The organism is Bacillus cereus ATCC 14579, from assembly GCF_000007825.1.
GTDB lineage: Bacteria > Bacillota > Bacilli > Bacillales > Bacillaceae_G > Bacillus_A > Bacillus_A cereus.
In genome coordinates this window covers 3,976,936-4,000,981 of the sequence record NC_004722.1, presented here as the reverse complement: position 1 = coordinate 4,000,981, position 24,046 = coordinate 3,976,936, and the positions used below count along the sequence as shown (strand labels likewise).

Here is a 24,046-nt window from a genome sequence, read left to right as displayed (position 1 = left end):
AATTACATGAACAAAAAGAGCAAAATTTTGTTATGATAAGGGAGGTTAGGGAAAGGGGAATTTACATATGGGGTATATTGAAGAGTTACGAAAAGTCGTTGGTACAAGGCCGCTTATTCTCGTAGGATCAGCAATTATTATATTAAACGATAATCAAGAAGTATTGCTTCAATATCGTTCAGATACATATGATTGGGGTGTACCTGGTGGGGCGATGGAACTGGGCGAAACGACAGAAGAAACTGCACGTAGAGAGTTATTTGAGGAAACGGGGTTAACTGCAAAAATAATGCAATTTCTTGGTGTTCTATCAGGAAAAGAAGTATATTTCCGTTATCCGAATGGCGATGAAATTTTCAATGTTATTCATCTGTATCAGGCACATCATGTGAGCGGGGAATTAAAGCTCGATCATGAAGGGTTAAAACTTCAATATTTTCCAGTAGATAAGTTGCCAAAATTGAATGAAACGACAGAGAAAATTTTACAAAAGTTTTTATATGCGCTGACAGAATAGAAGGTTAATTCCTTCTATTTTTATTATATTAAATATTTTGATTTTTTAGTATGTTTATAGTATGATAGTTATAGATATACATCTTATGGAATTTCACCTAAAAACTGACTAGGGTACATAAGAGAGGGGCAAGTGCAAAATGCATAATGTTGTTATTACAGCTGCAGTTCGTTCGCCAATTGGAACTTTTGGAGGAGCGCTAAAAAATGTAACGCCAGTAGAATTAGCTGTTCCTGTACTTCAGGAAGCTGTAAAACGAGGCGGGGTAGAACCACATGAAGTTGATGAAGTAATTTTAGGTCATTGTATTCAAAGAACTGATGAAGCAAATACGGCGAGAACAGCTGCATTAGCGGCAGGATTTCCTGACACAGTTACGGGATATACAATCCAACGTCAATGTTCTTCAGGTATGCAAGCAATTATGTCAGCTGCAATGCAAATCCAATTAGGTGTAAGTGATGTTGTTGTTGCAGGTGGGGTAGAAGCGATGAGTTCGAGCCCTTATGCATTGAAACAGCACCGCTGGGGACAACGTCTACAGCACGGAGAAATTCGTGATACGGTGTGGGAAGTGTTAGAAGATCCGATTCACCATATTATGATGGGTGAAACAGCGGAAAATTTAGTTAAACAATATGAAATTACAAGAGAGGAACAAGATGAAGTTGCTCTTCGCAGTCATACATTGGCACTGAAGGCAATCGAGTCTGGATACTTTGACGATCAAATTGTTCCTATTACAATAAAAGAGCGTAGAAAAGAAGTTGTATTTTCGAAGGATGAACATCCACGTGCAGATATTACAGCTGAAAAATTAGCTGGATTGAAGCCGGCGTTCCGTAAAGATGGATCAGTGACTGCTGGAAATGCATCTGGCCTTAATGACGGGAGTGCAGTTCTAGTATTAATGAGCGAAGAAAAAGCGAAAGAAAAAGGTTTACAACCGTTAGCTAGAATTGTTGGATATTCAGTAGCTGGAGTAGATCCAAAAATTATGGGTATTGGACCAGCACCAGCAATTCGTAAAGGTTTAGAAAAAGTAGATTGGTCATTGGAAGATGCAGATTTACTTGAAATTAATGAAGCTTTCGCGGCTCAATATTTAGCTGTAGAGAAAGAGTTAGGCTTAGACCGTGAAAAAGTGAACGTAAACGGTAGTGGCGTAGGACTTGGGCATCCAATTGGTTGTACAGGGGCTCGTATTACAGTAAGTTTAATTCACGAATTAAAAAGACGTGGGTTAGAAAAAGGAATTGCCTCTTTATGCGTCGGTGGCGGTATCGGGGTTGCCTTATTTATAGAAGCACTATAAAAAAGAAGCAGCTATTGCTGCTTCTTTTTTTACGACTCAAATAGATGATGGAATAATCGATCGCGATTTTCAAAGAAAAGTTTCGTCGTTTGGTAATGCTCAGTTTCTTCTAATGTGGATTCGTGAATTCCCTCTTGTGTTAAAGAATATATAGTGGATTCAGGATAAGCCATTAAAATAGGAGAATGCGTCGCGATAACAAATTGTGAACCTTGTTCAGCTAGTTCGTGCATTCGAATGAGCATGGAAAGTTGTCTCATTGGTGATAAAGCTGCCTCAGGCTCATCTAAAATGTATAAACCTTGTCCTGAAAAACGGTTCATAAATAATGAGAAGAATGATTCACCGTGTGATTGTTTGTGTAGTGAGATACCACCATAAGAGTTGATAACCGGATTCCCACGTGCTTCTCTATCAGCATCTATTTCATCAATATAAGAAGCAACGTTATAAAATGATTCAGCGCGAAGAAAGAAACCGTCGTTTGGTGTATTGAAACTTTTTGAAATTCGAAGGTATTCATGTAAAGATGAATGGGAATCGTTTGTGCTAAAGCGGAAGTTCTTCGTTCCACCTTCTGCATTAAAACCTAACGCAATCGCAATTCCTTCAAGTAATGTTGATTTACCTGTTCCGTTTTCTCCAATAATGAATGTTACATTTGGATGGAAATCTAGTGATTGTAATGTTCGAATAGCGGGTAAGCAGTAAGGATATAAAAAAAAACTAGGGATATTTTCTTTTTTTAATGTGACATTTTGTAAAAAGGGTACGTCAATCAATATATAAACCTCAATTCATAACGGATTTTGAATTTAAAAAGGCAGCAAATACAAGTGTTAATGACACCTGAATCCCTTCTTGTTTTCTGAATATTTTATGTGGATTATATCATTTAAACTATCATATTCCAATGTGAAAATAAATATTGCATGAAGATTCATTCTCTCGTTATGATATATGGTATTCTATTGAAAATGTGAGAAGGAGTTAAAGTATGCCGTTTACATTTGCACATCCAGCAGCAGTTCTTCCTTTTGCGAAAAAGCACTCTAAACATATTTCAGTAACGGCTCTTATATTAGGTAGTATGGCGCCTGACTTTGAATATTTTTTGCACTTTAGACCCTATGGTGTTATTGGCCATACATGGCTTGGGTTCCTATATTTAAATTTACCGCTTGTATTTCTAATCGCATACATATATCATTACATTTTAAAAAAGCCGTTTATAACGCATTTGCCTAAACCGTTTGCTGGTTATTATTCATATGCAATAGATGAGAGGTGGGGGCTACATACCTGGAAAGAATTCTTTGTATTTTGCTATTCTGCATTATTAGGTATGCTCACGCATGTCGTTTGGGATGCATTTACTCATAATACAGGCTATTTCGTTATGAAAATAGCATTGTTACAAATTGAATTACACAGTATTCCATTGTATAAATATATGCAACATGGGAGTACATGTGTTGGCTTATTATTGCTATTATACGTACTATGGAAGTATAAAGATGAAACAGGGAAAGATATGATTGTAGCTTTAGAAAAAAGAAAGTATTGGGTTTCGATAATCATTGTGACAGCTTTTATATTTATCGTGCATGCGTTCCTAGACCCCTATTTTCATATTTTCCAAATTGGAGGTATAATAGTATCTGGACTGACAAGTTCATTTTGTGGAATTGTCATTGTTTCTATAGTTTACAAAGCAAGGGACTAATTTTATATTCATGAATGATAGCGTTAGGAGAAATGAAATGATGAAAGCATGGAAAAGTATTTTTGTTTTATGTAGTTTTCTTCTTATGTTAAGTGGTTGCTTCCATCAAGAAGAAAAGAAAGCTGAACCGAAGAAGAAAGAATCTATTCCTGAAACGAAAGAATATGGTGGGCGTGAGCTGAAAAAAGTAGGACAAAAAGTGAAAGAAACAGGATGGGGTACTTTCAAGTTAGAGCAGATGCATTCTGTGAATCAAACATTTGAAGTAGCGCCAATGAAAATTCACGTACAAGATGTGAAAGTAATCTCTTTATCACAAATGAGTGAAAAGGCAAAAAATACATTGAAAGTATACACGGCACTAACTCCTGAAGAAGTAAAACGTAGATTAGGGGATAAAGTAAGCCAAGAAGATGCAGAATTATATGCATCGCTAAGTGGAACAGAGATTAGTAATACAATTCGTTACGTTGAGATTACATATAAAGTGGAGAATAGCGGGAATAAAAATATGCAATTTTTCTCTATGAATGATGTTATGATTAATGGTAAGCAACATTTTAAAGTAGCCACTCAAAACTTTTTATATGACGAAGATACGTTAGTTGGTACAAAAAATGTATCAAGAGAAGACTATAAGCCTGGTGAAATAAGAGATGGTATTATTGGTTTAATACTTGACGATGGAAAAGACAAGGTAAAGGATATTCAGTTTACAACTGATGATTTACTTGCAGGAGATTCAGAAACACAAGATGTTGTAAAAGAGCCACAAACGTTTAACATCTCACTAAAATAATGTAAGACAAAACAGTCAGCATACAAATATTATGCTGACTGTTTTTTTATTTCTTTTATGTATGAATCTACATTTTGAAAAGGCACCTTAATTTTAAACGCATCTTTTTGTTCATTAAATTGCTTTTCATTGTAGGGACCGAAACGTTTATTGTGCTTTACATCAATAATCCAATAATGTTCACTTTTTTTATTTGCAATTGCTGCGTCAGGGTTATTTGGATCTGATTTTTCCTCAGTTTGTTTTGCAATAATGTATTTATCATCCCAAGCAATGTCTGTAATTTTTGCAGGGATGTATTGTGTGGCATATACAGCATCTTGCGAGGGGAAAAGTTCAAATGCATTTCCAGAAGTACGTATGAGTTCGTATTCATCGTTAACCGTATAAGTTAAGTGACTTGTGTTTCCTGCACAACCAGTTAATAGGAAGGCGACGAATAGGATTATCCATTTTTTCAATATGGGAACCTCCTTTATAATGCTATTGTAACAAATTGTACAAGAAAAGTAAGAGAAACGCTAGTTTACAATGTTTTTTAGAAGTGGTACGATGAGACGGGTAAAGAAGGATATGAAGGAGTCGACATAAAATGAAGTTAAAGATGCATCGTCCAGCGCTTGTAATGAATCGCATAGGTGCTTCCCTAATTGACATGTTTTTAATCTCGGTTATGTATGGTGCAGTAGTAGCTATTATGACCGGAAACTATAGTGCTATGTTTAAGCGCTTTAATATAAGCTTAGGTGATTTTAGATATGATTTCGCAGTAGTTTTCATATTAATGGCGATATATTTTATTGTATTACCCTTTATTTGGAACGGTGTTACACTTGGCAAAAAGGTAACGAGAATAAAATTAATTTCATTGAAGAGTGAAAAGCTAACGTTGCAAACATTAATTATAAGATTTTTTGTAGTGTTATTACCGAACGTATTGCTATTAGGAATTCCATTAATATGTAACGTATATATGATGTTGTTCCGCAAAGACAATTGCGGTTTTCAGGACTTAATTACAAAGACGAAAATAATAAGTCTTGTATAATAAAATAAAAAAAGACCCTTTTATATATAAAAGGGTCTTTTTTTATTTTATAAGTATATTGTGAATATTTACAGTAAGGAAAAACTAAAATGTGTCATTTCTATTTATAATAGATTGAAAATTAAGATAATGGTATAATAATTAAAAATAATATCTTTATCTCACCATTTGGGGCTGATTAAAGTTTTACTTTATATAATAAGGGGGAAGTTGAGATGACAGGAGGTAGCATAATTTTTTGGGGCATTCTCATTTTTATCGGTCTAGTTCTTGATCAGCGTAAGAGTAAGAAAAAAGAAGGATAAAAAGTAAACGTTTACACAATCGAATGGCAATTTTTCTTGCTTGCAGAATAATCTCATAAAGGAGTATACTGAATGACGGTAAGACTTATAGAAGGGGTAATGAAAATGAAGCTTGCAGGAAAAGTTGCTATCGTAACTGGCGGTGGCATCGGTATTGGACGTAATACAGCTCTTTTGTTGGCTAAACAAGGCGCAAAAGTTATTGTGACGGACATTGATCAAGAGAGTGGACAAGCAACAGTGGAGGAAATTACGAATCTAGGCGGAGAAGCCCTTTTTGTATTCTATGATATGGAAAAGCAAGGAGATTGGCAACGCGTTATTAGCATTACTTTGAATGCATTCAGTCGCATTGACATGCTTTTTCAAAATGCTGGTTTATATAAAATAGATTCTATTTTTTCTCGCCAACAAGAGAACGATTCCAATGTACTTTGTATTAATGACGTTTGGATAGAGATAAAACAATTAACGTCATCTTTTATGAAACAGCAAGAAGAAGTGGTGCTTAGTGATTTACCGATTTTCGGTATTATTGGCACGAAAGGACAATCATTTCATACAGTAGAAGCCCTAGTATAATAATGAAAACCGCCCTCAATATATGTGGACGGTTTTTTATATGTGTATAGTAAAGATAAATTTTTTAGCGAATACGTTGTTCAGTTTGGTTATCAAAGAAATGCGCTTTATTCATATCAAATGCTAATTTAATTTGGTCACCAGGTGAAAACGTATGTCTTGCATCTACACGTGCCGCAAAATCTTGATTCCCAAGTTTCATATATAAAATGGATTCAGCACCTAATAACTCAGCGACTTCAATTTTTGTTGTGAAGGCAGTAGATTGTGAAGCTTCTAAAAATAGTAGTTCATCATGAATGTCCTCTGGACGAATACCTAAAACAATTTCCTTATTTACATAGCCTTGTTCACGTAGCATCTTCATTTTTCCTTCAGATACTTTAATTTTTATAGTATTGTCTATAACGAAATCGGTTTCAGTCAATTTACCACGGAAGAAGTTCATAGCTGGTGAGCCGATAAATCCACCCACGAAGATGTTTTCTGGTGTTTCATATACTTCTTTTGGAGTTCCAATTTGTTGGATTTTTCCATCCTTCATAACGACAAGACGCGAAGCCATAGTCATTGCTTCTGTTTGATCATGTGTTACATAAATTGTTGTTGTTCCAAGGCGATGATGTAGCTTAGAAATTTCTGAGCGCATTGCAACACGGAGTTTAGCATCTAAGTTTGATAATGGCTCGTCCATTAAGAAAACTTTTGCATCTCGAACGATTGCTCTACCTAACGCAACACGTTGGCGCTGTCCACCTGATAATGCTTTCGGTTTTCTATCTAAATATTGTTCAAGTCCTAAAATTTTTGCTGCATCTTTTACACGACGATCGATTTCATCTTTTGGTATTTTTCGAAGTTTTAATCCAAATGCCATATTATCATATACACTCATATGTGGATAAAGAGCGTAGTTTTGGAATACCATTGCGATATCTCGATCTTTTGGAGGAACATCATTCATTAGTTTACCATCAATTGAAAACTCGCCTTTTGAAATATCTTCGAGTCCAGCTACCATTCGTAACGTTGTAGATTTTCCGCATCCAGAAGGACCGACAAATACGATAAATTCTTTATCTTGAATGTGTAAATTAAAATCAGTTACAGCTGTTACGTTATTATCATATATCTTATAAATGTTTTCTAATTTAAGTTCTGCCATGGTATTTCCCCCTAGAAATAATTATGCAAACGTTTTCTTTGAGTTCATTATAAACGAATAGATTCAAAAAATAAATAAAAAAATAAAACGTTTTCATATATTGGAGAGTTATTAGTGATTTTCGCATGTTTTCTTAGAAAAAGAACAATAAAAATTGTAAGCGCTATTTTAAATTGAGATAGAATCTGTTATCATTCATTAATGAAAACGTTTGCGCCTTAAAAAAGAGAAAAATGAATGATGAATGAAATGGGGTAGCATAATGGAAAAACAATGGTGGAAAGAAAGTGTAGTATATCAAATTTATCCTCGTAGCTTTATGGATAGTAATGGTGATGGTATAGGAGACCTTCAAGGGATTATTTCAAAGCTAGATTACTTAAAAGAGTTAGGGATTGATGTGATTTGGTTATCACCAGTCTATGAATCTCCAAATGATGATAATGGTTATGATATAAGCGATTATTGTAAAATTATGAACGAGTTCGGAACAATGGAAGATTGGGATGAGCTATTACATGAAATGCATGAACGTAATATGAAATTGATGATGGATTTAGTTGTTAATCATACATCTGATGAACATAATTGGTTTATTGAATCACGTAAATCAAAAGATAATAAATATAGAGATTACTATATATGGCGCCCTGGAAAAGAAGGAAAAGAACCGAACAACTGGGGAGCTGCTTTTAGTGGATCTGCATGGCAGTATGATGAAATGACAGATGAATATTATTTACATCTGTTTTCTAAAAAACAGCCAGATTTAAATTGGGATAATGAAAAGGTAAGACAAGATGTTTATGAAATGATGAAGTTTTGGTTAGAAAAAGGAATTGATGGTTTCCGTATGGATGTTATTAATTTTATTTCTAAAGAAGAGGGATTACCAGCTGTTGAAACAGAAGCAGAGGGGTATGTTTCAGGTCATAAGCATTTTATGAACGGTCCAAACATTCATAAATATTTACATGAAATGAATGAGGAAGTATTATCGCATTATGATATTATGACGGTTGGTGAAATGCCTGGTGTAACGACAGAAGAAGCGAAATTGTATACTGGAGAAGAACGAAAAGAATTGCAAATGGTATTCCAATTTGAACATATGGATTTAGATTCAGGAGAAGGTGGAAAGTGGGATGTAAAACCATGCTCACTTCTTACTTTAAAAGAGAATTTAACAAAGTGGCAAAAAGCATTAGAGCATACCGGATGGAATAGCCTTTATTGGAATAATCATGATCAGCCTCGCGTTGTATCTCGTTTTGGTAATGATGGAATGTATCGCATTGAATCAGCAAAAATGTTAGCGACAGTTCTTCATATGATGAAAGGAACGCCATATATTTATCAAGGAGAGGAAATCGGAATGACGAACGTCCGATTTGAGTCAATTGATGAATATCGAGATATTGAAACGTTAAATATGTATAAAGAAAAAGTGATAGACCATGGTGAAGATATAGAAAAAGTAATGGAATCTATTTATATAAAGGGTCGTGATAATGCTAGAACTCCGATGCAGTGGAATGATCAGAATCACGCTGGATTTACAAAAGGTGAACCTTGGATTACTGTAAATCCTAACTATAAAGAGATTAATGTGAAACAAGCAATCCAAGATGAAGGTTCAATTTTTTATTACTATAAGAAATTAATTGAACTACGCAAAAATAATGAAATAGTTGTGTATGGATCATATGATTTAATATTAAATAATGACCCTTCTATTTTTGCTTATGTAAGAACATATGGAGATGAAAAACTACTTGTCATTGCAAACTTTACTGCGGATGAAAGTGTATTTGAAATGCCTAAGGATATTAGTTATAGTGAATCAGAGTTATTTATACATAATTACGATGTAGAAATCGGATCAATAGATAACATTCCATTACGTCCGTATGAAGCGATAGTGTTCAAATTGAAATAAGAAAAAGCCTTATGCCACTTCAAACTTGGCATAAGGCTTTTTTGGATTACCATTTTAATATGGAGAATCCATATGGAGGAAGTGTAACTTGTAATACACTTGCTTCTGCTGAAAATTCTTCGTTTGTATAAATGTTAATTATTTTCTTACCAGTAACATGAAGAGGGAGTGAAACTGTAACTTCACTATTAGTAGGGTTTAAAACGAAAAAGATAGTTTCATCCTCATATGTTTTCGTATAAGAAATATAATTATGTTCATCATTTGCTTCGATGAATTGAAAAGTACCATGTCCTCCAAATGCTTTATGTTGTTTCCGTAATAAAATCAATGTTTGTATATGGGTAAATAATGCATGATCTTGTTCTTTAGTATCCCAAATCATACATTTACGGCAATCAGGGTCCATGCCGCCATCCATACCAATTTCATCTCCGTAATAAATACAAGGAGAGCCGATGAAAGAAAGATGGAATACATAGAGCAATTTCAACTTATTTTTATCTCCGTTGCATGTTGTTAAAATTCTTGGAGTATCATGGCTATCTAATAAATGAAATGCTGCTTCATTTACATTCATAGAGTAGGAATGTAGAGATTCTGTAATTTGCTTCATGAATTCACTTGCTTTAATGGAATCGTTAGCAAAGTAAGAAAGTAGAGCGTTTGTAACAGGATAGCTCATGACAGCATCAAATTGATCGCCTTGTAGCCACGGAAGGGCATCGTGCCAAATTTCTCCCAAAATATATACTTCAGGATTTAGTGTCTTTATTTCAGTTCGGAATTCTCTCCAAAAGTTGTGATCGACTTCATTGGCGACATCAAGGCGCCAGCCATCTATATTGAATTCTCGTACCCAATAACGTCCTACTTCAAGTAAGTATTCTTTTACATCTGGATGAGCTGTATTTAATTTAGGCATATACGGTGTAAAGGCGAAAGTATCATAATTTGGAAGTGGTTCGGTTATAATCGGAAATTCATGAATGTGGAACCACTCTTTATATGCGGACTTCTCACCATTCTCTAGTACGTCTTGAAATTTCTCGAAAAAGTATCCACTATGATTAAACACAGCATCGAGCATTACTTTTATACCGTGCTTATGACATTCTTCAACGAGCTCTTTAAAAGTTTCTTTCGTCCCAAATTGTGGGTCAATTTCCATATAGTCAATTGTGTCATATTTATGGTTTGAATGAGCTTTGAAAATAGGTGTGAAATATATTCCGGAAATGCCAAGCTTAACAAGGTAATCAAGGTTTTGAATAACACCAGAAAAATCTCCGCCGAAAAAATTAGTTGGAGTTGGATTCGCACTTCCCCAAGGAAGGGTGTTTTCTGGATTCAGCGTACTATCGCCATTAGCGAATCGCTCAGGGAAAATCTGATACCAAATGGTGTCTTTAATCCAAGATGGTGCTTTGAATACATCATCTGCATGAATAAATGGAAAACAGAAAAAGTTACCAACATCATCATTTGGAATGCTAGAAAAGAATCCTCGCTCTGCATAAATAAGAGTGTCTGTTTCAGATTTTAATTCAAACGCATAACGTAAGCGTTTAAATTTTGGTTCGATTGAAATGGACCAATAATCAAATAATGCAGTAGAACCCGTTTTTTTCATGGGTGTACTTGCTGATATCCATTTCCCGTCTTTCCATTCGTAAGGATCACCGTAAATAAGATCGGCGCTTTGAATATCATCTCTCTTAGTACGTACTCGGATGTGAATTGTTTGTTCATCATAAGCGTATGCATAATTATCTTTCGGCCTATGATAAATAGCTTCTTTAAACATATAGAAAATCCCCCTTCAATATCTCTATACATAGTATTCCCTTAAGTGTAATAATAAAGCCTATATTGCAAACGATTGCCTTTCTCGTAGCTTTAATATTGCTTATAAGAGTAGTATTCATTTCATATAAAGTCAATGTATAAAGAGTATAATGACATAATTTTTAAATTAATATTTGCAAAATGAATAAAAGAATGTATAATGATAGACAAATAGCGCAAACGTTTTCATAGATTGAGATATTGTTTGCGCTTCAATTAAACTATTAAATGCAAACGTTTTCAGTTACTGAGGTACATAGACAATTTAGGGAGGTTTTTGGGATGAAGAAAGCATTATCATTATTAACGGTTTCAGCATTATCTATTGGTATGTTATCTGCATGTGGACCGAAAGATTCAGGGGAAAAAGAGGAAAGTAAAGCGAAAAAAGACTATGATCTTCTTGTTTGGGAAGATGATAAAAAAGGTGTTGGTTTAGAACCAGCAGTGAAAAGCTTTGAGGAAAAATATAAAGTAAAAGTAAAAGTTGTTGAAATGCAAATGACAGATCAAGTGAAGAAGTTACGCCTTGATGGACCAGCGGGGACTGGACCAGATGTTGTAACATTGCCACACGATCAAATCGGAAATGCAGTAACAGAAGGTTTACTTTCTGAAGTGAAAGCAGATGATGCTGTAAAGAGTAAATTTACTAATTCATCAATAGAAGCACAGACATATAATGGAAAAATATATGGTTTACCAAAAGCAATTGAGACACCAGTCTTTATTTACAATAAAAAACTAATGCCAAAAGCGCCAGAAACGATGGACGAGCTGTTTAACTTCTCAAAAGAATTTACGAAAGATGGCAAGTACGGATTTTTAGCATTAGGAGATAACTTCTACTTTGCTAATGCATTCATGGCAGGTATGGGCGGTTATGTATTTGGTGAAAAAGATGGAAAGCCAAATGCAAGTGATGTTGGATTAAATAATAGCGGAGCAGTACAAGGTGCTGAATATCTTCAAAAATGGTACAAGGAAAAATTATTCCCAAAAGGTATTATCGGTGAATCAGGTGGGCCTGCTGCTGATGGACTATTCAATGAAGGAAAAGCAGCTTCTATCATGAATGGCCCATGGGCGTTCCAAGCAATGGAAAAGAACGGGATTGATTATGGCGTTGCTCCAATGCCGAAATTACCAAATGGTCAACCAATGAAAACGTTTGTTGGGGTTAAAGGATGGCATGTAACAAGTTTCTCTAAACAAAATGATTTACCTACAAAATTCACTGAGTGGGTAACAAATGAAGAAAACGCAATTAAATTCGATTTGAGAAAACAAAAGAAATTCCTCCAGTAAAATCAGTTATGGAAGATCCAATTATTAAATATAACGAAGCTGCAAAAGCAGTTGCAACGCACTCTGAAAATGGAATTCCAATGCCAAACATTCCAGAAATGCAAGAAGTTTGGAAACCAGCTGGAGATGCGCTTCAATTATTTGTTACAGATAAAGAGGCACCAAAAAGCGGCGCTTGATAGTGCAGTGAAACAAATTAAAGGTAATATTGAGGCAAATCATAACAAGAAAAAATAAGGTGAAATTCGTGCCTCGAATATGAGAGGCACGAATTTCTCTCCCTTCCATGTAGGAAGAAAAAAGGGGGAAGGAACATGCAAACATCTATGGAACCAGCAAATGGGTTAAACCATTCAAAGCATAGAAAAATGGCAACCATGTTATCAATCATTCCAGGCGTGGGCCAAATGTATAATAAACAATTTGTAAAAGGTCTTATTTTTCTAGTATTAACAGGTTCATTTATTGTAGCCTTTGCTGATTTATTAAATATGGGATTATGGGGTATTGTAACGCTTGGTACAGAAGTTCCACGTGACCATTCTGTCTTTCTATTAGTAGAAGGAATCTTGGCCCTTATCGTTATCGCTTTTGGGCTCGGCATATATGCATTTAACTTATACGATGCATACCAAAATGGAAAGAAACGTGATATCGGAACACCGTTAAATTCTGTAAAAGAGCAATACCGTAATTTGTTAGATCAAGGTTTTCCTTATTTAATGGTTTCACCAGGTTTTCTACTACTTATCTTTGTTGTCGTATTTCCAATCATCTTCGTAATTTTAATTGGATTTACAAACTATGATTTATATCATTCTCCTCCAGCAAAATTAGTAGATTGGGTGGGCTTTAAAAACTTTATTGATATTTTCACTTTACCGATGTGGAGAGAGACATTTGTAAGTGTATTCTCTTGGACTGTCATTTGGACATTCGTTGCAACAACATTACAAGTTGCGCTTGGTATTTTCTTAGCGATTATCGTAAATCAGCCCGGTATTAAAGGAAAGGCAATTATTCGAACAATCTTCATTTTACCGTGGGCGGTTCCAGCATTCGTATCTATTCTTGTTTTCTCTGGAATGTTTAATGAAACATTCGGAGCGATTAACAATCAAGTATTAGCTTTATTCGGAATTGAAAAAATTGCTTGGATGACAGATCCATTTTGGGCGAAGATTGCTTTAATTATGATTCAAACGTGGCTTGGGTTCCCGTTTATCTTTGCGATGACAACGGGTATACTGCAATCGATTCCGGGAGAATTATATGAAGCGGCTACAGTAGATGGAGCGACAGCTTGGCAACAGTTTCGTAAAATTACATTGCCACTTGTGTTATATGCAACAGCACCAATATTAATTACGCAATATACGTTTAACTTTAATAACTTTAGTATCATCTATCTATTTAACGGTGGAGGTCCTGCTGTAGCTGGACAAGACGCAGGTGGAACGGATATTTTAATTTCATGGATTTATAAGTTAACGATGACTTCAGCGCAGTACGGAAAAGCAGCAGCTCTTACAATGATATTATCGTTAATCGTTATTACAGTTGCGTTATGGCAATTTAAGAGAACAAAATCATTCCAAGAAGAGGATATGATGTAAATGAATATTAAAAGACAGAAGATGTTACGTCTCTCATTAAGTTATTTAGTTATTTTCGTAATGTGTGCCATCATTTTCTATCCGTTATTATGGATTATTGGCTCATCGTTTAATCCGGGTGATAGTTTATCTGGATCAAGTATTATTCCACAAAATGCAACGTTAGATCATTATCGTAAGTTATTAGATCTAGAGAATAGTAATTACTTACTATGGTATAAAAACACATTAAAAGTAAGTGTTTTAACGATGATTTTCTCAGTGTTAGCAATTAGCTTTACTGCTTATGCATTTTCGAGATATCGTTTTGTTGGAAGAAAAAATGGTTTATTAACATTTTTAATTCTGCAAATGATTCCAAACTTTGCAGCGTTAATTGCTTTATACGTATTAGCTCAATTAACAGGATTAATTGATACACACCTCGCATTAATTTTAATTTATGTAGGCGGGGCTATTCCGATGAATACATGGCTTATGAAAGGGTATTTTGATACGATTCCGAAAGAACTAGATGAATCAGCTCGAATGGATGGAGCAGGGCATTTTCGTATTTTTTGGCAAATCATTATGCCACTTGCAAAGCCAATCGTAGCGGTTGTAGCGTTATTTACTTTCATTGGTCCATTTACAGATTTCATTTTAGCGAGTATTATTTTGCGAACACCAGAAAATTATACTTTAGCAGTTGGATTATATGAAATGGTTGCGAAGAAATTCGGTAATGAATTTACAACGTTTGCAGCGGGTTCTGTGTTAATTGCGATCCCAATTTCAATTTTATTCCTATCACTACAAAAATACTTTATTTCTGGTTTAACAGCTGGAGGTACAAAAGGATGAAAAATGGGACATTACGTCCCATTTTTCTTTTCATCTCCCTATAAATAAGTTTATAGGGAGATGAAAAGAGATTTGACATCACATGTGAAAAGAAGTGAAATAAATAGTATATTATAGTATAGGAAAAAATAGCTATATCCCTTACAATACATGAAGAGGGAGAATAGGATTAGTTTTGCAAGATATAAGAAATGAAAGTTTATGACTTGCAATGAGTGCGAGATAAAATATATGAAAAATGGCAGAGAAATGAGAGGAGGGGGATTTTTATGACAGTTACAATTAAAGATGTGGCGAAGCAAGCGAATGTTGCACCATCAACAGTTTCTCGTGTAATTGCTGATAATCCAAGTATAAGTGAAAAGACAAAGCGCCGTGTTAGGAAAGTGATGAGTGAATTAGGGTATCATCCCAATTTAAATGCGAGAAATCTTGCGAACCAAACGACGAAAACACTTGGTCTTGTTATGCCAAGTTCTGCAAGTAAAGCTTTTCAAAATCCATTTTTCCCAGAAGTTATAAGAGGGATTAGTTCATTTGCACACGTAGAAGGTTATGCGCTTTACATGTCGACAGGTGAAACGGAAGAAGAAATTTTTAATGGTGTCGTAAAGATGGTACAAGGACGCCAAATTGGTGGCATTATTCTTTTATATTCAAGGGAGAATGATCGGATTATTCAATATTTACATGAACAAAATTTCCCGTTTGTTTTAATAGGAAAACCATATGATCGAAAAGATGAAATTACATATGTAGATAATGACAATTATACAGCTGCAAGAGAAGTGGCAGAATATTTAATTTCATTAGGGCATAAACAAATCGCGTTCATTGGTGGTGGATCAGATTTACTTGTAACGAGAGATCGTTTAGCTGGTATGAGTGATGCCTTGAAATTAGCAGACATTGTATTACCAAAAGAATATATTTTACATTTTGATTTTTCGAGGGAAAGTGGTCAACAAGCTGTTGAGGAATTAATGGGACTGCAGCAACCGCCAACGGCAATTATGGCAACGGATGACTTAATTGGACTTGGTGTGTTAAGTGCTCTTTCTAAAAAAGGATTTGTTGTACCGAAAGATGTTTCTATTGTAAGCTTTAATAATGCTTTATTATCGGAAATTGCGAGCCCTCCACTTTCGACAGTTGATGTGAATATTTATCAGCTAGGATATGAGGCGGCAAAAGCTTTAGTTGATAAAGTAGAGAATGCAGAATCCACTGCAAAGTGTATCATTATTCCTCATAAATTACTAAAACGTCAAACTTGTGATCATTATGCATAAAAAAGCTAAGAGTTTAACTCTTAGCTTTTTTCATTAGAAAGGCTTCTAATCGGTCGCAGCCTTCTTTTAAAGTTTCGATACTATACGCATAGGACAAGCGAAGGTAGCCTTCACCGTATTCAGAGAATGCTGTTCCAGGAACTACAGCTAGTCCCGCTTCTTTGACAAGATCAAGTGCAAAATCAAATGATGAAGATGTCAAATGACCAACATATGGGAATAAGTAAAATGCACCTGTTGGCTTTTCAACTGTTAATCCCATTTGAGTGAGTCTATTATATACGTAATCACGGCGTTTTTTATATTGGTGGCGCATCATTTTTGGTGCGTCTTTAGCTGCTGTTAATGCTTCAATTGCAGCGTATTGAGCGATTGAAGTAGCACACGTTACATTGTATTGATGAACTTTTAATATGTGTCCTGCTAAATAGCTTGGTGCAAATAAAAGTCCAACACGCCAGCCAGTCATAGAATGTGATTTAGATAAACCGTTAATGACAATTGTCTTTTCACGCATTTCTGGGAAATGAGCGATAGATGTATGCTTTTGTTCATATACAAGCTCGCTATAAATTTCATCTGAAAGGACGAAAATATTTTTATCTTTTAAAACATCTACAATATCTTTTAGCTCTTCTGTTGATAAAGTTACACCAGTTGGATTAGAAGGATACGGTAGTACGATACATCTTGTTTTTTCTGTAATAGCATTTTTAAGCGCTTCAGCTGTTAAACGAAATCCAGTTTCACGAACATCTACAAAAACAGGCGTTGCACCGCATAATCGAATAATGGGTTCGTAACCTGGATAAATAGGAGCAGGTAAAATTACTTCTGTTCCTGGCTCTAAAATCGTTCGGAATGCAACATCAATTGCTTCGCTAGCACCGATTGTAACGATGGTTTCGTTTTCAGGTGAGTAATGTAAATCGTAGTTATCTTTTACAAAGTTACAAGCTGCCTTACGTAATTCTAGTAAACCAGCGTTATGTGTATAGCTTGTATAGTTTTCTGTAATCGCCCGTTTTGCCGCTTCTTTTACGAGAGAAGGTGTAGGGAAATCGGGTTGTCCAATTGTTAAAGAAATCAAATTATCATAGTTTTGAATCATGTTAGAGAATTGACGGATTCCAGAAATTTGGATGTCCTTCACTCTAGGGTTAATGAATTGTTCCATTGTATCTCCCTTTCTTCCGTTTGAAAATTAAGTTCATTTTATCATATTTTCTATGATTACGCTTTGTATATGTTATTTAGAAAGAGAGAGAAAAGAGAAAAAAAGCCGCTATAAGCGACTTTTTAATATCCGTATTCCCAATCTATTTCATCTTCATTCCAGAGTACAGAGGATACCTTGCCAAGGTGAACGACTGATTGGTTCACAGCACATGTGCAGTTTTCATCTCCCGCTTTATGCTGTAACTCTTCATATACTGATTTTTCAACATTTTCTAGAACAACCAAATTTTCTTCTTTTAAAACAAGCGTAGTACCCGCCATATTTATCTTCCTCCTACTAAAGTAATGATCACTTATTTGTAAACATAGATAGTATGGATTATATGCTGTATTTTGCTATAGTTGTCCGTCTAAAAAAGTATTTTTATATTTTCTTTGTAATCCGTATTCATTGTATACTGCACGAAGGAAATTTGGTACAGGGTTTACAATCATTTCGAAAATCTGTAACAATTATTATGAGTTGTTAACAAAGAATTAACAAATATGTTAAGAAAAATCAAAATTTTAAAACAAATACACCTATAAAATGATATAATCATATCAAAATACATATAGGGGATGAGAGGTTATGGAGCTTATCCGTGATTTATTGATTCAAATTGCCATCATAATTTTGCCACTATTTTTATATGAAGCGATTCGTTTAAATCGCTATCAAGAAATGCCTCCGAAGCCAAATCGTTACTTTATTATGTTTTTATCTAGCGTTACGCTCGTTCTCTCCATGACATACTCTATTTGTTTTGGCAATGTGTGTGGGTATAACTTTCACCCCATTCCAATTGTCAGTGGTTTTTTATATGGTGGGATTGTTGGTTTAATCCCAGCGGTTATTTTTGTTGCGTATGAATGGTTACTAAAGGGAATGAGCTTTCTTCCAGTTTTAGAAGTAATATTTTTATTGATAGTTCCGCTATTTTTATCAAAGAAATGGTCTCTTTTTTCAAGGGATAAGAAATTAATTTTAGCATTTATGATTTCATCATTTTATGTGCTTGTTTCTTTAGTATTAGGCATGATTAATGTTCTTTTGGAAACAGGATTTACACCGTATATTTCGCAAATATATAGCGGATTTATATTTGCCTCGCTTATCATGGTCATGACAATGGTATTTCAGGTGTATTTAACTGAATATTTAAATGAAAATGCATTGCTACGTACAGAGATGCAAAAATCAGAAAAGCTTAATATTGTAAGTGAGTTAGCAGCAAGTGTGGCACATGAAGTTCGAAATCCACTAACTGTTGTTCGTGGATTTATCCAATTGCTAGAAAGTACGGAAGATGTGAAGAATAAGGATTATATGCGTCTCGTATTAGCTGAATTGGATCGGGCGGAACAAATTATTTCAGATTACTTAAATTTAGCAAGGCCGCAAATTGAGAAAAAAGAACACATTTGTTTATCAGCCCAATTAATAGAAATGACCACTCTCATGTCGTCATTTGCAGCGATGCAAGGTGTATATTTACAAGTTGAAATTTCAGAAAGTCTTTATACGATTGGTGATAAGACAAAATTGAAGCAAGCTATTATGAATGTTGTTAAAAATGGTATTGAAGCAATTCAAGGAAATAAAGGATATTTAAAAGTAACAGCTATTCAAAAAGACGAAACAATCATAATAAGAGTTAAAGATAGTGGTGTTGGTATGACGAATGAACAGTTAGCAAGGCTTGGGCAACCATATTATTCTTTAAAAGAAAAAGGGACAGGATTAGGACTTATGGTAACATTTAGTATTTTACAAGCGCATAATGGTACATTGGAATATAAGAGTGAAAGTGGAAAAGGCACTGAAGCAATTATTATATTACCAGCTGTACAAAATAAGGAATAAAAGTTACCGATGAAAGGTAACTTTTTATTTTATATTGTTTATTCATTTGTTTTTTCTTGTTTTGCTCGGCTAAATAAACTTTTAAATGATTGAAAGAAGCTTTGCTCTTTTGAGGCAGCAACCATTCTTTTTGTTTCTTGAATTTCTCGAATAACTTGCATAAGCTGTGCATCACGGTTACTGTCTTTATTATAAATTTGACTAACAAGTTTATTCATTTTTTCTTCCTGTTTGGATTCTCGTTTATACATATGATTCATTAATAAGTCCATCTTTTCTTTTTGCAGTGCATCTGTTTGAGCGGCGTGATCGACTAACTCTTGAAGCATTTTTTCTTGAGAGCCTTCTTTTACATAAACTTGTTGCATCAATTCGTCTAGTTTCTCATCCTTTAAACGATTTTGTGTAATTAAAGTAGAATTTTGATGAATAATTGCCTCATTTAATTGAGCTAGCATTTCAAGTTTTAACATGAACTCCTCAAAGTTACGCCCATCTTCTTTTTCTTTCGTTTGTATCTCTTGCTTATCTTGTATAACTGGTACAGGTGGGGCCTCTTTTTCTTTTAAAATAATCGGTATCGTTTCTGAAATATCTTCTTGTAATGTAGCAGCTCTTTCGTGTATAGATTTCAATAATTTTAAATCATCAAGTTTATAAATACGAGCATCAGCTGTTTTGGAAATCATATAACCATGTTCTTCTAACAGTTGACTATATTTGCGAACTATATGTTTTGGGATGCCTGTTTTATTCGTGACATCTTTCGTTTTATAGGTAGCTTCCATCATATTTCCTCCCCAAAAAGTATCGTATATATCATTTCAATCTTTTATGAGGACTTCCTTTGAAAAAGAATGTCGGAAGGCTATTAGTTTTCTACAGCATTAGTGAAAAAATGAAAATTTTTGGCGGAATGGCAAGGAATAACTAAAATAATGTCTGAAAACATATACAGGAGAAGTTTGTTATAATAACGGAGGAAAAGAAACTGGTAGAAACATGGAGGTATACATGAAGCAATTAAAAGGTATTATCATTTCAATTATCGCAATTCTGTCTATTTTAGTAGCAGTTTATGAAGTACTTGTGCCAGAGGAAACAAGTGTAAAGAAAACGAATACGTATGATCAAGTGTTAGAATTTCCGAAAGAACGTTATCCAGAGACAGGAAAACATATTACGGATGCTATAAAAGAAGGGCATTCAGAAGTTTGTACAATCGATCGTGGTGGTGCTGCAGATAGAAGGAAATTGTCGTTAGCACAATATCCATCAAAAAAAGGGTATGATCGTGATGAATGGCCAATGGCGATGTGCAAGGAAGGCGGAAAAGGAGCACATATTGAATATATAAGTCCGGCGGATAACCGCGGAGCAGGTTCTTGGGTAGGGAATAAGTTAGATAAATACCCAGATGGTACGCGAGTAAAATTTGAAGTGAAGTAGTAGTTGTATATTTCATAATGAAGGAGAAGGGGAACTATGGAGTTAACGATTTCTTATTCGCAATTAATGTTGATGAACTATGACGGTGAGCAGCCTTATGTAGATTGGACTGATGAAGATTTTGAAAGAGGTTATGCTAAGGCAGATGGAACTGTTATTTTTGAAGCACTTTCTGATTATACTTGTGAAGTGAAAGTGACCCCAGGGAAACATATTGAAAAAGAAGAAGTAGTTAGAACGATTACGGTTCCTTTTACAGTTGAAAATGAAAGTATCGTTATAACGAGTATTCTTTCTAATAAATTTCAAATACCTATTCCAAATGGTGAGTATACAGTTGTATTACAAGCAATTCCTCTTGAAGAGCCAACGGATGATGAATTATATAAAATACAATATGAATTCTTTTTTGAAAGTAAAGAATAAAAAATGGGTTATCCTGAGAAAAGGATAACCCATTTTTGTTATGCGTTTGTTTTTAAAAGGGAACGAGCATCTTTCGCTGCTTGCACCATATGTTCTAAAGCTGGAATAACTTCTTCTGTTCTTCTCGTTTTTAAACCACAATCAGGATTAATCCAGAAATATTTAGGATCACATACTTCTAAAGATTGTTCTACGATTTTATACATTTCATCTTTACTCGGTACACGTGGGCTATGAATATCATATACACCTAGGCCGATGCCTTTTTCATATGTTGTATGTTTTAATGTATCAATAAATTCTCCGTGACTTCTTGATGTTTCGATAGAAATTACATCTGCATCTAATGCGCGAATCGCGTCAACAATATCTTCGAAGTTACTGTAACACATATGAGTATGAATTTGTGTTTCATTTGCTACAGAAGAAGTTGCTAAAAGGAAGGATTGTACTGCCCATGTAATATAAGCATCCCAATCTTTTTCTTTTAGTGGCATTCCTTCACGAAGTGCGGGCTCATCGACTTGGATTACTCTAATTCCGGAAGATTCAAGTAGTTCAATTTCGTGACGAAGAGCTAGTGCAATTTGATACGAAACTTCTTTTCTTGGAATATCATTTCGAACGAAGGACCAATTTAAAATTGTAACAGGTCCGGTTAACATTCCTTTTACAACTTTCTCTGTTAAGCTTTGCGCATAAACTGTTTCCTTAATAGTCATGCCGTTAATAAAGGCTACATCACCATAAATAACAGGTGGTTTTACGCAGCGGGAACCGTATGATTGTACCCAACCGTTTTTAGTGAATGAGAAACCAGCAAGGCGCTCACCAAAATATTCGACCATGTCAGTTCTTTCAAATTCACCATGTACAAGGACATCAAGCCCAATTTCTTCTTGGTAACGAATCCATTTTTCTGTCTCTTTTTCAATAAATTGTTCATATTGTTCATTTGAAATAACACCGTTACGCCATTCTTTTCGCGTTTGACGAACTTCAGTTGTTTGCGGGAAGCTACCAATAGTCGTTGTTGGTAATAGCGGTAACTCTAGAGCAACTTGTTGTAATTCGTATCGTTTTTCAAATGGAAGAGGACGTGAAAAATCTTCTTCTTTTAGTGCTGTTCGTGCTGCTTTGACATCTTCTCGGTTACGTGCAGCAGATGAACGAATTGTATGATGTACGTTTCGATATGTTTCCAGCTCATTACTAATGCTTTCTGTACCTTGAGTGAGAGCGGAATGAATAAGAACTAATTCTTCTAATTTTTGATTTGCAAATGCTAACGCATCAAACAGCTCAGTCGATAAGTGAGTTTCTTCTGTTTTATCGATTGGTGTATGCAATAAGCTACAAGAAGGCTGAACGATGATATCTTTCGTTTGGACTTGTTTTTGTAACGTTGTAAATAACTCAAGAACTTCATCAAGGTCAGCTCTCCAAATGTTACGGCCATCTATACAACCGACAGCTAAAGTTTTATCAGCTGGGAATCCATATTTTGAAATAGCATTTAGATTACCTTCTTTACCATGAATGAAATCTAATCCAATACCGGATACCGGGAATGTAATAATTTCTTCATAGTTTTCTTCTACGCTATCAAAATATGTTTGTAAAAGAAGAGTCGCATTTGGAACTTCTTTACGAATAGCTTCATAAATTTCTTTTGCTTGTTGAACTTCTTTTTTAGTTAAAGAAGCGAAAATCGGTTCATCAACTTGAATGGCTGGTGCACCAGCTGCATGTAGTTCTGAAAGTAGTTGTACGTAAGGTGCAACTAACTGTTTTAAAATGGTAGGAAATTGTTCTTGTGTATAGCCTTTAGCTAATTTTAAGAAAGTATATGGTCCTAAAATAACAGGCTTTCCATCTACTCCTAATTCTTGTTTTGCCTCTTCGTATAAGCGAAGTGGACGATTATCTTTTAAAGAGATTTGTAATCCCTCTTCATATTCAGGAACGATATAGTGATAGTTTGTGTTAAACCATTTTGTCATTTCGGAAGCTACGTGATCTTTAGAGCCACGCGCCATTGCGAAATATACATCAAGGTAAGATGTAAACTCAGAAAAACGTGATGGAATAAATCCTAGCATATAGGCAGTATCCAAAACGTGATCATAATATGTAAAGTCGCCAATTGGAATGAGTTCAATCCCTTTTTCTTGCTGTACTTTTACGTGTTGAAGGCGAATTTCTTTCATTGTTGTTAAAAATTGTTCTTCATCGATTTTATTGGACCAAAAAGCTTCCAATGTTTTTTTCCACTCTCGTTGTAGTCCGATACGTGGATAACCTAAGTTACTTGTTTGAATTGCCATTTTAAATTCCTCCCTAATTGAAAGTAAGCATTTCCGTTTACTAGGAAATACCTATAACAAAAAGTACAAAGACATAGAAAATAAGCCTTCCTTTTTGTTTTAACACCTCATCATCATCCGTGAATCTATCAGTGTTGTTAAAACAGGCAGGTCTCCTGACTTATGCTTCATATAATTTCTTTTACCTTCCCGTTTTCACAGTGGCACCAAAAAGAAATCTCAGCATTTACAGTGGCGGGACCGTGTTGGAGTTTCACCAAGCTTCCCTTTTAAACACGAAACAAAACTTTCGTGTACCTATTTTCCTTTTGAAAGGAATTTAACAAGCGATATGATATTGAAACAAATTTTAACATAATTTTTGGAATTTTGTCTACTGTTTTAAAATAAGAAAATTCTAAAGTTTTTATTTCTTAGTATTCTGACTTTTTGTATTCTGGAGTAACGAATAATATT

General features: G+C 34.7%; 22 protein-coding genes, 1 pseudogene and 1 riboswitch. Of the genes and pseudogenes, 15 read left to right on the top strand and 8 right to left on the bottom strand.

Going from position 1 to position 24,046, the window contains the following annotated elements; genetic code table 11:
- Positions 1 to 67 precede the first annotated feature (67 nt).
- Together BC_RS20075 and BC_RS20070 are read left to right on the top strand one after the other, a co-directional pair.
- Positions 68 to 517, top strand: coding sequence for an NUDIX hydrolase (locus BC_RS20075; protein ID WP_000540529.1), 450 nt, complete (start codon positions 68 to 70; stop codon positions 515 to 517).
- Between the two features lie 139 nt (positions 518 to 656).
- Entirely contained in the window at positions 657 to 1,832 is a 1,176-nt protein-coding gene (locus tag BC_RS20070; protein ID WP_000552081.1) for an acetyl-CoA C-acetyltransferase, read from the top strand.
- A gap of 29 nt (positions 1,833 to 1,861) precedes the next feature.
- Here BC_RS20070 and BC_RS20065 read toward each other — a convergent pair whose 3' ends face one another.
- Positions 1,862 to 2,614 (bottom strand): AAA family ATPase, encoded by a 753-nt coding sequence (locus BC_RS20065; protein WP_000567993.1) that lies wholly within the window; start codon positions 2,612 to 2,614, stop codon positions 1,862 to 1,864.
- A gap of 215 nt (positions 2,615 to 2,829) precedes the next feature.
- On the opposite strand from BC_RS20065, the gene BC_RS20060 reads away from it, so the two are divergent.
- Entirely contained in the window at positions 2,830 to 3,558 is a 729-nt protein-coding gene (locus tag BC_RS20060) for a DUF4184 family protein (RefSeq protein WP_001116856.1), read from the top strand.
- 37 nt (positions 3,559 to 3,595) lie between these two features.
- On the top strand, positions 3,596 to 4,357 hold the full coding sequence (locus tag BC_RS20055) for a hypothetical protein (protein ID WP_000973899.1): 762 nt from the start codon (positions 3,596 to 3,598) through the stop codon (positions 4,355 to 4,357).
- A gap of 29 nt (positions 4,358 to 4,386) precedes the next feature.
- Here BC_RS20055 and BC_RS20050 read toward each other — a convergent pair whose 3' ends face one another.
- Positions 4,387 to 4,818 (bottom strand): DUF3997 domain-containing protein, encoded by a 432-nt coding sequence (locus BC_RS20050; RefSeq protein ID WP_000758789.1) that lies wholly within the window; start codon positions 4,816 to 4,818, stop codon positions 4,387 to 4,389.
- A 131-nt stretch (positions 4,819 to 4,949) separates the two neighbouring features.
- Here BC_RS20050 and BC_RS20045 point away from each other — a divergent pair, with 131 nt between their 5' ends.
- From BC_RS20045 to BC_RS20035, 3 genes are all read left to right on the top strand, one after another.
- Positions 4,950 to 5,405, top strand: a complete 456-nt coding sequence (locus BC_RS20045; protein WP_000769080.1) for an RDD family protein — start codon at positions 4,950 to 4,952, stop codon at positions 5,403 to 5,405.
- A gap of 215 nt (positions 5,406 to 5,620) precedes the next feature.
- Positions 5,621 to 5,710, top strand: coding sequence for a hypothetical protein (locus BC_RS20040; protein ID WP_000145638.1), 90 nt, complete (start codon positions 5,621 to 5,623; stop codon positions 5,708 to 5,710).
- A gap of 72 nt (positions 5,711 to 5,782) precedes the next feature.
- Entirely contained in the window at positions 5,783 to 6,292 is a 510-nt protein-coding gene (locus tag BC_RS20035; RefSeq protein ID WP_000218413.1) for an SDR family NAD(P)-dependent oxidoreductase, read from the top strand.
- Positions 6,293 to 6,356: 64 nt separating this feature from the next.
- Here the strand turns inward: BC_RS20035 and BC_RS20030 are convergent, their stop codons facing one another.
- Positions 6,357 to 7,457, bottom strand: a complete 1,101-nt coding sequence (locus tag BC_RS20030) for an ABC transporter ATP-binding protein (protein ID WP_000818931.1) — start codon at positions 7,455 to 7,457, stop codon at positions 6,357 to 6,359.
- A 262-nt stretch (positions 7,458 to 7,719) separates the two neighbouring features.
- Here BC_RS20030 and malL point away from each other — a divergent pair, with 262 nt between their 5' ends.
- A complete protein-coding gene (malL, locus tag BC_RS20025) occupies positions 7,720 to 9,396 on the top strand; it encodes an oligo-1,6-glucosidase (protein ID WP_000415176.1) in 1,677 nt (558 codons plus the stop codon).
- A gap of 46 nt (positions 9,397 to 9,442) precedes the next feature.
- Here the strand turns inward: malL and BC_RS20020 are convergent, their stop codons facing one another.
- Positions 9,443 to 11,203 (bottom strand): alpha-glycosidase, encoded by a 1,761-nt coding sequence (locus BC_RS20020; RefSeq protein WP_000471779.1) that lies wholly within the window; start codon positions 11,201 to 11,203, stop codon positions 9,443 to 9,445.
- A gap of 323 nt (positions 11,204 to 11,526) precedes the next feature.
- Between BC_RS20020 and BC_RS20015 the strand changes: the two are divergent.
- From BC_RS20015 to malR, 4 genes and pseudogenes are all read left to right on the top strand, one after another.
- A pseudogene (locus BC_RS20015) lies at positions 11,527 to 12,789 on the top strand (extracellular solute-binding protein).
- A gap of 77 nt (positions 12,790 to 12,866) precedes the next feature.
- Positions 12,867 to 14,168 carry a maltosaccharide ABC transporter permease MalC gene (malC, locus tag BC_RS20010; RefSeq protein WP_001194993.1) on the top strand — a complete coding sequence of 434 codons (1,302 nt, stop codon included), beginning with the start codon at positions 12,867 to 12,869 and terminating at the stop codon, positions 14,166 to 14,168.
- Positions 14,169 to 15,011: a maltosaccharide ABC transporter permease MalD gene (malD, locus tag BC_RS20005; protein WP_001022608.1), complete on the top strand. Its 843-nt coding sequence runs from the start codon at positions 14,169 to 14,171 to the stop codon at positions 15,009 to 15,011.
- Between the two features lie 269 nt (positions 15,012 to 15,280).
- Positions 15,281 to 16,303 carry a maltose operon transcriptional repressor MalR gene (malR, locus tag BC_RS20000; protein ID WP_000219053.1) on the top strand — a complete coding sequence of 341 codons (1,023 nt, stop codon included), beginning with the start codon at positions 15,281 to 15,283 and terminating at the stop codon, positions 16,301 to 16,303.
- Positions 16,304 to 16,316: 13 nt separating this feature from the next.
- Here the strand turns inward: malR and BC_RS19995 are convergent, their stop codons facing one another.
- Both BC_RS19995 and BC_RS19990 read right to left on the bottom strand, forming a co-directional pair.
- Positions 16,317 to 17,480, bottom strand: a complete 1,164-nt coding sequence (locus tag BC_RS19995; RefSeq protein ID WP_000434582.1) for an aminotransferase A — start codon at positions 17,478 to 17,480, stop codon at positions 16,317 to 16,319.
- 122 nt (positions 17,481 to 17,602) lie between these two features.
- Complete coding sequence (locus BC_RS19990) at positions 17,603 to 17,803, bottom strand: hypothetical protein (RefSeq protein ID WP_000929278.1); 201 nt, start codon at positions 17,801 to 17,803, stop codon at positions 17,603 to 17,605.
- A 310-nt stretch (positions 17,804 to 18,113) separates the two neighbouring features.
- On the opposite strand from BC_RS19990, the gene kinB reads away from it, so the two are divergent.
- A complete protein-coding gene (gene kinB, locus BC_RS19985) occupies positions 18,114 to 19,388 on the top strand; it encodes a sporulation sensor histidine kinase KinB (RefSeq protein ID WP_000420370.1) in 1,275 nt (424 codons plus the stop codon).
- A gap of 38 nt (positions 19,389 to 19,426) precedes the next feature.
- On the opposite strand, the gene BC_RS19980 is transcribed toward kinB, so the two are convergent.
- The gene (locus tag BC_RS19980) at positions 19,427 to 20,176 is read right to left on the bottom strand and encodes a DUF3967 domain-containing protein (protein WP_000388471.1); all 750 of its coding nucleotides are present in this window, start codon (positions 20,174 to 20,176) and stop codon (positions 19,427 to 19,429) included.
- 226 nt (positions 20,177 to 20,402) lie between these two features.
- Here BC_RS19980 and nucA point away from each other — a divergent pair, with 226 nt between their 5' ends.
- Positions 20,403 to 20,837: a DNA-entry nuclease gene (nucA, locus tag BC_RS19975; protein ID WP_000811496.1), complete on the top strand. Its 435-nt coding sequence runs from the start codon at positions 20,403 to 20,405 to the stop codon at positions 20,835 to 20,837.
- Positions 20,838 to 20,873: 36 nt separating this feature from the next.
- Positions 20,874 to 21,263, top strand: a complete 390-nt coding sequence (comJ, locus tag BC_RS19970; protein ID WP_000424030.1) for a competence protein ComJ — start codon at positions 20,874 to 20,876, stop codon at positions 21,261 to 21,263.
- 38 nt (positions 21,264 to 21,301) lie between these two features.
- Here the strand turns inward: comJ and metE are convergent, their stop codons facing one another.
- Positions 21,302 to 23,590 (bottom strand): 5-methyltetrahydropteroyltriglutamate--homocysteine S-methyltransferase, encoded by a 2,289-nt coding sequence (gene metE / locus BC_RS19965; protein ID WP_001007608.1) that lies wholly within the window; start codon positions 23,588 to 23,590, stop codon positions 21,302 to 21,304.
- Positions 23,591 to 23,718: 128 nt separating this feature from the next.
- Positions 23,719 to 23,906: riboswitch (cobalamin riboswitch) on the bottom strand.
- Between the last annotated feature and the right edge of the window lie 140 nt (positions 23,907 to 24,046).

Bases quoted from the DNA above. Each gene is read 5' to 3' on its own strand.
- BC_RS20075 (WP_000540529.1), top strand. From the start codon at position 68: ATGGGGTATATTGAAGAGTTACGAAAAGTCGTTGGTACAAGGCCGCTT.
- BC_RS20070 (WP_000552081.1), top strand. From the start codon at position 657: ATGCATAATGTTGTTATTACAGCTGCAGTTCGTTCGCCAATTGGAACT.
- BC_RS20060 (WP_001116856.1), top strand. From the start codon at position 2,830: ATGCCGTTTACATTTGCACATCCAGCAGCAGTTCTTCCTTTTGCGAAA.
- BC_RS20055 (WP_000973899.1), top strand. From the start codon at position 3,596: ATGATGAAAGCATGGAAAAGTATTTTTGTTTTATGTAGTTTTCTTCTT.
- BC_RS20045 (WP_000769080.1), top strand. From the start codon at position 4,950: ATGAAGTTAAAGATGCATCGTCCAGCGCTTGTAATGAATCGCATAGGT.
- BC_RS20040 (WP_000145638.1), top strand. From the start codon at position 5,621: ATGACAGGAGGTAGCATAATTTTTTGGGGCATTCTCATTTTTATCGGT.
- BC_RS20035 (WP_000218413.1), top strand. From the start codon at position 5,783: ATGACGGTAAGACTTATAGAAGGGGTAATGAAAATGAAGCTTGCAGGA.
- BC_RS20030 (WP_000818931.1), bottom strand. From the start codon at position 7,457: ATGGCAGAACTTAAATTAGAAAACATTTATAAGATATATGATAATAAC.
- malL (WP_000415176.1), top strand. From the start codon at position 7,720: ATGGAAAAACAATGGTGGAAAGAAAGTGTAGTATATCAAATTTATCCT.
- BC_RS20020 (WP_000471779.1), bottom strand. From the start codon at position 11,203: ATGTTTAAAGAAGCTATTTATCATAGGCCGAAAGATAATTATGCATAC.
- malC (WP_001194993.1), top strand. From the start codon at position 12,867: ATGCAAACATCTATGGAACCAGCAAATGGGTTAAACCATTCAAAGCAT.
- malD (WP_001022608.1), top strand. From the start codon at position 14,169: ATGAATATTAAAAGACAGAAGATGTTACGTCTCTCATTAAGTTATTTA.
- malR (WP_000219053.1), top strand. From the start codon at position 15,281: ATGACAGTTACAATTAAAGATGTGGCGAAGCAAGCGAATGTTGCACCA.
- BC_RS19995 (WP_000434582.1), bottom strand. From the start codon at position 17,480: ATGGAACAATTCATTAACCCTAGAGTGAAGGACATCCAAATTTCTGGA.
- BC_RS19990 (WP_000929278.1), bottom strand. From the start codon at position 17,803: ATGGCGGGTACTACGCTTGTTTTAAAAGAAGAAAATTTGGTTGTTCTA.
- kinB (WP_000420370.1), top strand. From the start codon at position 18,114: ATGGAGCTTATCCGTGATTTATTGATTCAAATTGCCATCATAATTTTG.
- BC_RS19980 (WP_000388471.1), bottom strand. From the start codon at position 20,176: ATGGAAGCTACCTATAAAACGAAAGATGTCACGAATAAAACAGGCATC.
- nucA (WP_000811496.1), top strand. From the start codon at position 20,403: ATGAAGCAATTAAAAGGTATTATCATTTCAATTATCGCAATTCTGTCT.
- comJ (WP_000424030.1), top strand. From the start codon at position 20,874: ATGGAGTTAACGATTTCTTATTCGCAATTAATGTTGATGAACTATGAC.
- metE (WP_001007608.1), bottom strand. From the start codon at position 23,590: ATGGCAATTCAAACAAGTAACTTAGGTTATCCACGTATCGGACTACAA.